The sequence below is a fragment of the Chromohalobacter moromii genome, assembly GCF_023091865.1.
In the GTDB taxonomy this organism is placed as follows: Bacteria; Pseudomonadota; Gammaproteobacteria; order Pseudomonadales; family Halomonadaceae; genus Chromohalobacter; species Chromohalobacter moromii.
This window is the reverse complement of the sequence record NZ_JAHXDI010000001.1, coordinates 1,323,449-1,335,979: the sequence shown is the minus strand read 5'-3', so window position 1 is coordinate 1,335,979 and position 12,531 is coordinate 1,323,449. Positions and strand designations below refer to the sequence as shown.

Annotated in this window: 10 protein-coding genes; 6 read left to right on the top strand and 4 right to left on the bottom strand. The window is 61.7% G+C overall.

The window, feature by feature from the left end; genetic code table 11:
- The first annotated feature begins 13 nt into the window (after window positions 1-13).
- The 3 genes from KZO83_RS05940 to KZO83_RS05930 all read left to right on the top strand — a co-directional run bounded on the left by KZO83_RS05940 (window position 14) and on the right by KZO83_RS05930 (window position 2,859).
- Entirely contained in the window at window positions 14-1,000 is a 987-nt protein-coding gene (locus KZO83_RS05940) for a C4-dicarboxylate TRAP transporter substrate-binding protein (protein ID WP_247620105.1), read from the top strand.
- Between the two features lie 95 nt (window positions 1,001-1,095).
- Window positions 1,096-1,563 carry a TRAP transporter small permease gene (locus tag KZO83_RS05935; RefSeq protein WP_247620104.1) on the top strand — a complete coding sequence of 156 codons (468 nt, stop codon included), beginning with the start codon at window positions 1,096-1,098 and terminating at the stop codon, window positions 1,561-1,563.
- A 12-nt stretch (window positions 1,564-1,575) separates the two neighbouring features.
- Window positions 1,576-2,859, top strand: a complete 1,284-nt coding sequence (locus KZO83_RS05930) for a TRAP transporter large permease (RefSeq protein WP_247620103.1) — start codon at window positions 1,576-1,578, stop codon at window positions 2,857-2,859.
- Between the two features lie 68 nt (window positions 2,860-2,927).
- On the opposite strand, the gene KZO83_RS05925 is transcribed toward KZO83_RS05930, so the two are convergent.
- Window positions 2,928-4,118, bottom strand: a complete 1,191-nt coding sequence (locus KZO83_RS05925; RefSeq protein ID WP_247620102.1) for an ROK family transcriptional regulator — start codon at window positions 4,116-4,118, stop codon at window positions 2,928-2,930.
- A 328-nt stretch (window positions 4,119-4,446) separates the two neighbouring features.
- On the opposite strand from KZO83_RS05925, the gene KZO83_RS05920 reads away from it, so the two are divergent.
- From KZO83_RS05920 to KZO83_RS05910, 3 genes are all read left to right on the top strand, one after another.
- Complete coding sequence (locus KZO83_RS05920; RefSeq protein WP_178999904.1) at window positions 4,447-5,184, top strand: D-xylose 1-dehydrogenase; 738 nt, start codon at window positions 4,447-4,449, stop codon at window positions 5,182-5,184.
- Window positions 5,185-5,230: 46 nt separating this feature from the next.
- The gene (locus tag KZO83_RS05915; RefSeq protein WP_040243567.1) at window positions 5,231-6,637 is read left to right on the top strand and encodes a sugar porter family MFS transporter; all 1,407 of its coding nucleotides are present in this window, start codon (window positions 5,231-5,233) and stop codon (window positions 6,635-6,637) included.
- Between the two features lie 68 nt (window positions 6,638-6,705).
- On the top strand, window positions 6,706-7,596 hold the full coding sequence (locus tag KZO83_RS05910; RefSeq protein WP_247620101.1) for an SMP-30/gluconolactonase/LRE family protein: 891 nt from the start codon (window positions 6,706-6,708) through the stop codon (window positions 7,594-7,596).
- Window positions 7,597-7,711: 115 nt separating this feature from the next.
- On the opposite strand, the gene KZO83_RS05905 is transcribed toward KZO83_RS05910, so the two are convergent.
- The 3 genes from KZO83_RS05905 to KZO83_RS05895 form a co-directional block, all read right to left on the bottom strand.
- On the bottom strand, window positions 7,712-9,832 hold the full coding sequence (locus KZO83_RS05905) for a methyl-accepting chemotaxis protein (RefSeq protein WP_247620100.1): 2,121 nt from the start codon (window positions 9,830-9,832) through the stop codon (window positions 7,712-7,714).
- Between the two features lie 4 nt (window positions 9,833-9,836).
- The gene (locus KZO83_RS05900; RefSeq protein ID WP_247620099.1) at window positions 9,837-10,994 is read right to left on the bottom strand and encodes an ABC transporter substrate-binding protein; all 1,158 of its coding nucleotides are present in this window, start codon (window positions 10,992-10,994) and stop codon (window positions 9,837-9,839) included.
- Window positions 10,995-11,268: 274 nt separating this feature from the next.
- Window positions 11,269-12,513, bottom strand: coding sequence for an NAD(P)/FAD-dependent oxidoreductase (locus KZO83_RS05895; RefSeq protein ID WP_247620098.1), 1,245 nt, complete (start codon window positions 12,511-12,513; stop codon window positions 11,269-11,271).
- Window positions 12,514-12,531 lie beyond the last annotated feature (18 nt).

Below are 12,531 nucleotides of genomic sequence, written 5' to 3'. Positions count from 1 at the left end.
AAGGAGCACGACAATGCGTTTCAAGAAACTCACGCTCATCGCCACCAGCCTCTCCATCGCCGGCCTCGGCAGCCTGAACCTCGCCCAGGCCGCCACCGAGATCCGCGTCGCCTATGGCAACCAGCCGGGCGAGCCGGTCGATGTGGCCGTCAAGGAATGGGCGGAAAACGTCGAGCAGGCCAGCGACGGCGAACTCACGCTCAGCGCGTTCCCCGCCAGCCAGCTCGGCTCCGAGACCGACGTCATGGAACAGGCGCGTTTCGGCTCGCTGATCATCACCATCACCGCCTACAGCAACTTCATGAGTTCGGTGCCCGACCTGTCGGTACTCGATGCGCCCTATCTGGCCGACAGCTTCGACGACAAGCTCAAGGTCTTCGACTCCGAGTGGTTCGCCGAACAGAGCCAGAAGGTCGAGGAAGCCGGTTATCACATCGTCATTCCCAACACCGTGTACGGCACGCGCCACCTGCTTTCACGCGAGCCTGCCACCACACCCGAGGAACTCGACGGCGTGAAGATCCGCGTGCAGAACTCGCCGATGTACGTCGAGGCCATTCGCTCTATGGGCGCCACGCCCACGCCCATGTCGCTGGGCGACGTCTATCCGGCGCTGGCCCAGGGCATGGTCGACGGGGTCGAGAATCCCACACCAGTCTTGTTCGGCGGCAAGTTCCACGAAGTCGTCAAGCACCTCAACCTGACCGGCCACATGAACACCGTGGCGCCGTTCGTCACCGGCAAGGCGTTCTGGGACCAGCTCAGCGAGGAAAACCGCCAGATCCTGACCGAGACCGGGCAGGACATGGCCGCGCATCTTCGTGAACTGGTCGAGAAGCAGAGCGACGTCGCCCTGCAGCAGCTCAAGGATGCCGGTGTCGAGGTCCACGAGGTGGATACACAGCCGTTCCGCGAACGCGCCGCTGAGCAGATCCCTGCTGCCTTCCCGCAGTGGAGCGACGGCCTGTACGAACAGGTTCGCCAGATCATCAACGGATAAGCGTTGACCGACCGCCGGCGCCACACAAGCCTGTGGCGCCGGCACGCGTATCACGCACGGCAACACCGTGAATTGCCGTGACCGAGGAGTCTCAAATGAAACGCGTATTCCATTGGATCGACCGCATCATGCGCCTCGATGAAGTGTTGGCCAGCGCGGCGCTCTTCGCGATCTTTCTCGTCGCCATCAGCAACATCTTCATGCGTTATATCTTCAACACCCCGCTGGCCTGGACCGAGGAGGTCCTGCAGCTACTCATGGTATGGGCCACCTTTCTCGGCGCCAGCGCCTTGGTGCGGCGTAACGAACACGTGCTCATCGGCATGCTGTCGGAAAACCTGCCGGCGTCGCTCGCCCGCTGGAACGACCGTCTCTTCAACGTCGGCATGGTGCTGATCGCCGCCATCGTGCTCGGCTACTGGGGGCTGCAACTGTTGCCCTACTCCAATTTCCGCAGCACGCCCATGCTGCAGATCCCGTACATGTGGATTCACGTCGCCATTCCGGTCAGTGCCGTCATCATGGCCTACCACTGCCTCGTCCGACTGGCTCGCGATACCTAAAGGATACTACCCATGGCCGTAGGCATAGCACTCGCAGCGCTGTTGCTTCTTTTCGTGCTGGGCACCCCCGTCGCCTTCGCACTGTTTCTGTCGACGTTCCTGTATTTCCTGTTCGGTGCCGACCAGCCCACCATGCTGCTGATTCAGCGCCTGGCCGGGGGGCTGGAGTCCATCTCGCTGCTGGCGATCCCGTTCTTCATCATGGCGGGGGTGTTCATGAACCACTCCGGCATCACCGACCGCCTGCTCAAGCTGGCCGAGCTCATGACCCGACGCCTGCACGGCGGACTGGCGCAAGCCAACGTGCTGCTGAGCACCTTCATGGGTGGGCTCTCCGGTTCCAACATCGCCGATGCCGCCATGAACGCCAAGCTGCTCGTACCCAGCATGACGGCCAGCGGCTATCCCAAGCCGTTCTCCACCGCCGTCACCGCCGCCTCCTCGCTAGTGACCTCGACCATTCCGCCGGGGATCGCGCTGATCGTCTACGGCTACGTCAACAACGTCTCCATCGGCCGCCTGTTCCTGGCCGGCGTGGTGCCCGGGGTGCTGATGGCGGTGTGCATGATGCTGCTGGTATCGCGTCAGTGCCGTCGGCTGGGCTACCAACCGCCGCGCAAGGAGCGGGTCTCGCGGCGTGAATGGGTCAGCGTGACGCGCGCCGGCATCATCGCCTTGCTGTTGCCGGTCGTGGTCATCGGCGGCATACGTGTCGGCGTCTTCACACCGACCGAAGCCGGCGCCATGGCCGTGCTATATGCCTTGATCGTGGGAATGTTCGTCTACAAGGAAATGAACGTGGGCAGCGTCGCGGTGGCCACGCGGGAGTCGCTGTTCGCCTCGGTCAACGTGCTGTTCATCATCGCCGTGGCGTCGGGATTCGCGCGCTTTCTAACCTGGGAGCACATTCCTCAGGACATCGCCATGCTGCTCTCGTCCCAGGTGGGCAGCGCGGTGGCGTTCCTGTTGCTCGCCAATGTCATCCTGCTGGTGCTGGGCATGTTCCTGGAAGGCAACGCCATTCTCATCGTGCTGTCCCCCCTGCTGGCACCCGTGGCGGCACAGTTCGGCATCGACCCGGTGCATTTCGGGATCATCTTCATCCTCAATGCCTCCATCGGCACGATCACCCCGCCCCTTGGGACGGTGATGTTCACCACCTGCAGCATCACCGGCGTGAAAGTGCCCGATTTTATTCGCGCCATCATGCCTTATTGGCTGCTCTTGGTCGGCATACTGTTGATCGTGACCTTCGTGCCTGCCGTATCGATGGCATTACCCAACGTGATTTTCTGAACACAGGCACTTTTTAACACGGGCACTTTTTTAACACGGGCACTTTGCTGAACGCGGAACAACCAGACTCACGCCTCCAGCGCCGCCTTGGCCATGACCTGGGCGGCGGCTCCCCGCGCGGCGGTGAAGGTACTGTCGTGAATGACCTTGACGGGGACGCGCTGCGTCCCTCGCAGCAAGTCATTCTGGTGGGCTTCGAAATAGGCCAGCGCCGGGGCGATGAGCCGCTCGCCTAGATGCATTAGCGATCCGCCGAGTACCAACATGGCTGGGTTGAGCGTGTGATGCAGATTGAGCATGAGAGTCCCCAAGGCTTCACCGGCACGCCGCAGGACAGCATTGACGTCGGGGTCGTCGCCCCGCGCCGCTATCGCCGCTTCCAGGTCCTCGGTATCGGCGATACCCAGCGCGGCGCGAATCGCCCAACCACTGACCAGGGTTTCAGCACAGCCGCGATTGCCACAGTGGCAATAAAGTCCCCCCGGCTGCACGATGGTGTGACCGATCTCGCCCACCAGTCCCTGTATGCCACGCGGCACGAGAGGGTAATTGTCGCCAGTGACAAGGCCGCTACCGATACCGCTTCCAGCGCTGATATAGACGATGGATTCCGGTGGGATACCGTCATGGAAGTAGAACTCGCCGAAGGCCGCGGCGTTGGCTTCGTTATCCAGAAGCCAGGCACCGTCGAGGTCCGGCAGGTGCGGGCGAAGCACCTCAAGGAAAGCGACATCGATCCACCCTAGATTGGGCGCGAGCCGTAGGATGGGCTGCTCCGGGGCGACCGGCCCCGGCACCGTCACACCCAAACCCAAGCAGTGCCGATCGACGATGACGGGATCGTCGCGCAGGACGCGCAACATCTCGGCCAAGCGCGTTGCCGTTTCCTCGGGGGTCGTGGGCGCCTCGGTGACATAACGCTGCAGAAGCACCTCGCCGCCCAGCGTGCATGCCACGACACGTAATCCCCTTACGCCGATATCCGCCCCCAACAGCACATGATGGGCGTCGTCCAGATACAGGGCCCGCCCCGGACGCCCGCCGCCCCGTGGCTGCAACTCACCTTCCCGCAGCCAGCCGCGCTCCAGCAGCGCTTGCACCACGCCCCCCACGGTGGCCTTGGTCAGCTGCGTATGCGCCGCGATATCGGCACGTGTCGCGCCGGGATAACGGCGCACGGTCCCTAGAATCGAGCTGCGATTGAGCTTCTTGAGAAAATTGAGATCACCGGCGGCTTGAGGGGCAAAGGTACTAACCATGGCAATAAAAGGTGCCTCGCTGAAATGCGGATCGAGTTCCGCAATATAACAAATTATTGCCCTTCGCCGCCGTGGCGCAACGAAATTGACAATGCATCGCCAGCGTTTTCATAAAGTACCAGCCTCTATCGCAGCCGATGCGCTGTCGCCCTTGTCGAGGAATTCCCGCTTCGTGTGATGCCCCTAGTCTTCTCTCAGTAAAGCGTATGACTATCGTCGCATGGAAATCATCGCCTCTCTGAACGATCATCCACTTAGTTAAATCTATTAACTAAAGCATGAAAGATCGCCTAAAGACAGCTCGCTCCCAATGCGATAGAGGTCCTGCATGAGTTCCGCAATTTACCCCAGCCTCAAGGACAAGACGGTCGTCATCACCGGTGGCGGCTCCGGCATCGGCGCCGGTTTGGTCGAGGCCTTCGTAAACCAGGGCGCGAACGTCCATTTCCTGGATGTCGCTGAGGCGCTCGCCAACGAACTGGTCGATAAATGCAGTGGTGCGCCGCATTTCCACTACTGCGACCTGACCCAGCCCGACCAGCTCCGCGCCACGCTGAGCGACATCGGTCACGTCGACGTGCTGATCAACAACGCCGCCAACGACGACCGTCACAAGCTCGAGGACATCACACCCGAGTACTGGGAAGACCGCATGAACGTCAACCTGCGCCACCTGGTGCTCGCCGCTCGTGAAGTGGCCCCCGCCATGCGTCGTCAAGGCCAGGGGGCGATCATCAACCTGGGGTCGATCAGCTGGCATCTGGGGCAGCCCGACATGCTGCTCTACGAAACCGCCAAAGCCGGTATCGAAGGCCTGACTCGAGCCCTGGCGAGCGATCTAGGCAGCGACGGAATCCGTGTCAACTGCATCATCCCCGGCAACGTCAAGACACCGCGTCAATCACGTTGGTATAGCCCCGAGGACGAGGCGCAGATCGTCGAAGAGCAAAAGCTCAAGGTACGTATTCATCCGCATCACGTGGCCGCGATGGCGCTGTTCCTGGCCTCGGATGACGCCGCTGCCTGTACCGCTCACAACTACTGGGTCGATGCCGGCTGGATGTAATCCCTAGCCACTGGCGCCCACGCCATTAACAACAACGGAGCACACCATGCCAACATACAGCGATTCGCAACGTTCACTGATTGTCTTTTTAACATGCTGTGTCGCCGCCATAGGCGGCTTCCTGTTCGGCTTCGACAGTGGGGTCATCAATGGCACCGTCGACGGCCTGCAATCTTCGTTCAATTCCGACAGCGTCGGCACCGGTTTCAATGTCGCGTCCATGCTGCTGGGTTGTGCGGTGGGTGCGTTCTTTGCTGGGGGGCTGGCTGATAAATACGGGCGTCGCACTCTCCTGCTCGTTGCCGCCATCTTCTTCATCGTCAGCGCCTGGGGCTCGGGTGTCGCCGGTGGCTCACTGGAATTCGTCATCTATCGCATCCTGGGTGGCTTGGCCGTGGGTGCCGCGAGTGTCATGGCACCGGCCTACATCAGCGAAATCGCTCCCGCACACCTGCGTGGACGCCTCGCTACCATCCAGCAAGTCGCCATCATCTCGGGGCTTTTCTTCTCGTTTTTGAATAACTACTTGCTGGCCAACGTCGCCGGGGGCTCCACCTCCGAATTGTGGTTCGGCTTTACCGCTTGGCGCTGGATGTTCTGGATGGAACTGATCCCCGCGACGATCTTCCTGGTGGCGCTGTTATTCATTCCGGAAAGCCCGCGCTATCTGGTCAGCGCGCGTCGCGACGATCGTGCCGAACACGTGCTGCACATGATCTATAACGAAAGCGACGCCAAAGAGCGCCTGGCTCAAATCCGCGACTCTCTATCCGAGCAGCGCAAGCCACGCTTTAGCGACTTGATCAATCCCAAGACCGGCAAGGTAATCAACTTGGTCTGGGTCGGGATCGGCTTGGCCGTGTTCCAACAATTGGTGGGGATCAACGTCGTCTTCTATTACGGTGCCGTCCTCTGGCAAGCCGTGGGCTTCTCCGAAGGCGATGCCTTGCTGATCAACGTCATCAGTGGCGCGGTGAGTATCGCAGCCTGCTTCGGCGCCATCGCCTTGATCGACCGTATTGGACGTAAGCCGCTGCTGTGGGGCGGTTCCGTCGGTATGGCCATCACGCTCGCCATTCTCGTCTATGCTTTCTCCACCGCCGAAATGGTCGATGGTAGCCTGAAGCTCTCCGATAGCAACGGCGTGCTCGCGCTGATCGCTGCCAACGCCTATGTGTTCTTCTTCAACAGCTCCTGGGGCCCGGTGATGTGGGTCATGCTCGGCGAGATGTTCCCCAACCAGGTACGTGGCTCAGGGCTCGCCGTCGCCGGTCTGTTCCAGTGGGTCAGTAACTTCGCCATCACCATGACCTTCCCGATCATGCTCGCCTCCATCGGCCTGACCGGTGCTTACAGCTTCTATGCCATTTGCGCGGTCATCTCGATCTTCTTCGTCATCAAATTCGTCCGCGAAACGAAGGGACGTGAACTCGAAGACATGGCTTACGCATAATTGCCATTATTCCGGTGTCGGAGGAAACTCCGACACCGGTTTTTTGTTTTTGGCCCCAGGAGGTCACGATGCCTACACTCATAGCTCCGCAGGCAACACCGCGCGTCGTCCATCCGGCCCACAACATCCTCGGCGAAGGGCCGCTATGGGACGACACGGAACAAGCGCTTTACTGGGTGGATATCAAAGGCCACCAGCTCCAGTGTCTAGCCGGCGGTAACGTGCGCCAGTGGTCGTTCGACGAGGAAATCACTAGCGTGCATCGTCACGCCGAAGGTGGGTTCATCGTCACGCTACGACACGCCATCGCGCGTCTTCAACTGCCCGAAGGTACGCTCGAAAAGTGGCTCACCCCCGAGCCTGAGCTTCCCGGAAACCGCTTCAACGATGCCGTCGTCGATACCAGCGGCACGCTATGGTGCGGCACCATGGACGACGCCGAGGGCCACACTAGCGGCTCGCTCTATCGCGTGCGTCTCGACGGCGACTGCCAACGCCAAGACAGCGGATACACCGTCACCAACGGCCCGGTGCTCTCACCTCAGGGGGATTGGCTCTACCACACCGACACGTTGGAACGCCTCATCTATCGATTCGCCGTGGATGAACATGGCAACCTTTCGGACCGTGAACCCTTCATCCGCATCCCCCAGGATCAAGGCTGCCCCGACGGCATGACCACCGACCGCGACGGCAACCTCTGGGTCTGCCAATTCGGCGGCTGGCGTATCAGCATATTCGATAGCCAAGGCCAACTGCGCGAAGAAATCCCCATGCCCGTCGCCAACATCACCAGTTGCACCTTCGGTGGCCCCGACCTTTCCACTCTCTACATCACCACCGCACGCAAGGGGCTCGACGATGCAGCGCTCGCGGCGCAACCCGATGCCGGTGCGCTATTCGCCATCGACACTCAAGCACAAGGCTTGCTTGCTGGAACCTTCGGCGCTCTTCGCTAAGCCTCACCGCTAAGCCAATGCATCAGCGTTCTTCGGTATCACCAAAAACGCCTTCACCGCGCTAGGCAGTGAAGGCGTTTTTCATGCCAGCCCGGACGGGGCTGGCAAGCTACGATCACGTTGCGGGTAACGCCTTGGGCGAGGCGCTGTCGTCCGTGGCGTCGTCTTCCGAGTAGGCCGAATCGCTCACCTTGAAGCGTCCCACCAGCACATGCATGTCGTTGGCCCGTTCGTCCAGCGACAGGCTGGCCGAGGAGGCTTCCTGCACCAGCGAGGCATTCTGCTGGGTCACCTGGTCGAGCTGAGCAATCGCCTGATTGATCTGGTCGATCCCCGTCGACTGCTCTTGCGTGGCCTCGGCGATTTCGGAGACGAACTGCGATACCTTGTCGACGCTATCGACGATCTCGCGCAAATGCCCTCCCGTCTCTTCGACCAGGTTAGCGCCCTCACCCACCTTGGCCACGCTGTCCTTGACCAAGTGGCGAATCTGCTCGGCCTCATCGGCACTACGGCTGGCAAGACGACGCACTTCCTCGGCGACGACGGCGAAACCACGACCGTGCTCACCGGCGCGGGCCGCTTCCACCGAGGCGTTCAAGGCCAGCAGATTGGTCTGGAAGGCAATGGAGTCGATCGCCTCGACGATCGTGGAAATCTTGGCACTGGATTCGCGAATCTCCTGCATCGCGCTATGCGTCCGATCACCCACGTCGCCCGCTTCACGGGCGCGCTGACCGACCCCATGGCTCATGTCGCGCGCCTGGTGGGCATAGTCGGCAGTTTGCTTCACGGTCGCGGTGATTTCCTCGAGGCTCGCCGCCGTTTCGGCCAGCGACGAAGACTGCTCGTCGGTACGTTGCGCCAGATCCTGATTGCCGGAGGCGATCTGACGACTGCTGGACGCCACCGACTCGGCCCCGTCGCGAATCTGCGCAATCAGCCGCTCGAAGGTCACCATCATCTGATTGAAGGCCTGCGCGGTATGGCCGATTTCATCGCCATGGCGCACCTTCAAACGCATCGACAGGTCACCGGTTTGTCCCGCCGCTCCGCTAATGCTTTCCATCTGGCGACGCATTTCACCGATAGGCTTGAGTACGCGGGTCATCACGCGCCAGCCCACCGCCGCCAGAATCACGATCACGATCAGCAATACGACAAGCTGCAATACGCGGCCGGCCTGCGCTGTCGCGGCGGCTTGTTCGGCGGCCTCATCGGCGCGCTCGGTCGCATAGGCTTCGACGCGCTCCAGGCTCTCGGCCATGCCATCCATCGCCTGGGCAACGCCAGTCAAGGCCTGTTGAGAGCGCTCGCGCAAGCCAAGCTGACGGTCGCGCAATGCATAAACGGCGTTATCGCCCGTCAGCATCAATTCGTTCAGTTCGGTCACGACATCTTCCAACTGACCGGCACTTTGCTGCTGGGCCGGCGTCGCCCCGACCGCGCCCTCGATACTCGCCAACGCCTGATGAATGCGCGAAATCTGCTGGGCGATCTGGTTATAGCGCAGATCGACCAACGCATCGTGGCTATCGACCTGCATCAGTTGACGCCCTTGATCGGCCAACTGCGCCACCAGCATCTGTACGTCACCGCTGAGTCCGGCGATGTTGGCACGCCGCTCCGTCAGCGTATCGAGCATCGAGATCGGCACCATCGACAGCCCATCGTCCTGCATCGACTGGATGCGCCGGATCAGGGCGCGTTGCTGACGCACATCCTCGAGAGTCGCACGTCCCGCCATCGATTCGGCGTCGGTCAATACTTCGCCGATCTTGTCTTGCATCTCGGCGATACGCGCGCGCATGGAGGCGGTCAGCGCCACATCTTCGCGCCGCACTTCTTCCAGCGCGGTATCGGCCTGGCGCAAGTCGGCGTAGTCGCTATCCAGTGTCTCGAACAACGCCTGATTATCGTCGCCGATCAAGGTGGCGAGCCGTTCACGTCCCGCCGTGAAGGCTGCATCGGCCTCGGCCTGATCGACCACCCCCCCGAAGTCAGCCTCGCTGTCGGCGGCCAACAGGCCCGACTGGCGCTGGCGATAACGCGTCAGCGCATCGCTCATGTCACGACTGGCCGCCTGCTGAGGCAATATCTCGTCGGTGAATAGATGCTGCGCCTCGATCAACCGCTGGTTGGACAAAAATCCGGCCGCCGCCGGAATCACCGCGCCGAGCACCGCGGCCACGAACAACCCGATCAACATCGCCCGTAGGCTCAAACTCTTTTTCATGGGGTTACTCCTTGGCCGCGACATCATCGAGCAGGGTGAACCAATCGACGGGTTCGAATTGGCCGTCGTGAATACGCGTTGTCCACACGGAATTGCTCGCTTGATGATCCTTGGGGCCCAACGTCAGTGACTTGCCAAGACCGAGATCGATGTCGCCCAAACCTTCCAAGCCATCGACGAGCGCCTCGCGGTCGGCATCGGCCCCGGCCGCATCGAGCCCTTTGATGAACAACGACGCCGCCAGATACCCTTCCAGAGAGACAAAATTCTCGTCAGCGCTCGCATCCTCGGCTTGCAGTGCCTCGCGGTACGCCTTCACGCCCGGCAAATCAGATTCGTAAGGCGGCACCACTTGGGTGACGATCACGTCCTCGGCGGCATCGCCCAGCTCATCGAGTAGCGCCTGACTACCCACGAAGGAGACATTGAGAAACAACGCATTGGGCAGATCCTTGCGAGCCTCGCGGATGAAATCCGCCGCCGGTCCGTAGGTGCCCACGATGATCACCGCACGCGGCGTGACGGGCGCCTGCAAGACATTGGCGAGCCCGCGATGAACGTTACGCGTGCCGCGCGTATAGCGCCCATGCGCCAAGCGTTCGGGATGAGAATAGCCATGGTTGGCCAACGAGCGCAGCGCGCCCTGATAACCGGCATCGCCGTAACCATCGGCCTGAGTAAAAAAGGCGATCTCCTCGGGGGCAATGCCGGCCAACAGCAAACCTTCGATCATCGTCGCGGTTTCCTGGGCGTAACTCGCGCGATAGTTAAAGACATAGCGATCCGGCGGGGACTGACGCAAGACGCCGCTGCCGGTGAACGCCCCGATCAGCGGCATCTCGTGGTCGAGCAGGATGGGCAGGTTGACGATTGCGGTGGGCGTGCCGACATTGCCCAGCATCGCCAATATATCGTCGTCTTCCAGAAGCTCGCGTGTCGCCTTGGCCGAACGCAACGGCTCATAACCGTCATCGCGTGTCACCAACGTCAGCGTCTCGCCATTCACACCGCCCGACTCGTTGGCCTCGGCGAAACGCGCCTCTATGCCCTGGCGCATCCCCTTGCCAAGCGATGACGCCGACCCGCTGAAGGGCGCGACCATCCCGACCTTGACCTCCGCCATGGACGGCGTCGCCAGCAACGCGAGAGACACGACGCTCATCAGCGACGCCACATTCACCAACGACGCCACTCTCATCAATGACGCCACTCTCACCAACGACGCCACACGCACTGGCGACCCTAGGCCCGCCAGCCACCTGCAATGAACCTTCATGTATCCCTGCCTCTTTATAGTGATGCACGCGAACGCGGGGCTTATCGGCTCGCCCGCGACGATGATGCAGACACTATCGGCAGTGATTCAGAAAAGTTGAATCGAGCAGCCCGGCTCAGCATTGAGCTTCACAGGAAGACGTTGGGCGTTACAGCAAAAGTTACAGGAAACGCTCAGCGCTGAAGGGCTCCATTTCGATGGCCGGCACCTCACCTTCCATCATCGAGGCAAGGAGTTGCCCGGTCGCCGGTCCCAGCGTGAAGCCCTGATGGGCATGACCGAGGGCGAACCATAACCCCTTATGGCGTGGCGCCGGGCCGATGATGGGCTTCATGTCCGGCGTGCACGGACGTGCGCCTTTCCAGGGACGCGACTCGAGACGCTGCCCGAGCGGGAACAAACCACGCGCAGACGTTTCCGCGGCCTCGAGCTGCGCATAACCCGGTGGCGCATCGCGCGGCGCCAGCTCCGCACCAGTGGTCAGACGAATGCCCGCACGCATCGGCGACAGCAGATAGCCGGTCTCGGCATCCAGCAACCAATGCTGCAATGTCGTCTCGTCACGCGTGGCGTAATGCATGTGATAGCCACGCTTCACGAACAGCGGCAGGCGATACCCTAGCGTCGTCAGCCACTCATCCGCCCAGGGCCCCAACGCGAGTACGATATCGCGTGCCTCGAAGGTGCCGGCGTCCGTCGTCACGCGCCAGCCCTCGCCATGGCGTGCAATCGCCTGAATCTCGCCTTGCAGGCATTCTCCGCCCTCGGCCTCGAAAGCCCGCGCGTAGGCCGCCACCAACGCGCCAGGGTCGGCCGCGCTCCAGGAATCCCGCCAATGCACGGCGCCGATGGCCTGAGCATCCAGATCGGGCTCACGCTCACGCAATTCACTCGCATCCAAGGTCTCATGCGCCAGGCCGAAACGCTCGCCCAACGCCCGCACCTCACTGAAGCGCGTCTCCAGCGCCTTCGGCGTGCGAAAGACTTCCATCCATCCGTCGCGGCGGATCACTGCCTCGGCGCCCGATGCCTCGATCATCTCCGCATGCGTCGTGATCGACAGCTCGATCAGCGAGGCATATTCGGGAACGATCCGCGCATAGGACTCAGGCGCGCTGTTCTGCCAGTACTGCCACAGGGCACGCCCCGCCTGCATCACGCCACGCGGTGTATAGCGAATATCCACGCCCTGGTTACCCAACACACGCCACAGCGTGTGCATATCACGCGGAAAGGCATGCGGCGCCACCGCTTCACGCTGGATGAGGCCGGCATTACCGTAGGAGGTTTCACGACCCGGTGAGCGTCGATCCACCAGCCCCACCCGGCGACCACGCCGCGCCAGATGATACGCCACGCCAACGCCTACCATGCCCGCGCCTAACACCAGAGTATCGTGCTTCATCTTCTCGTCGTTCCTCGT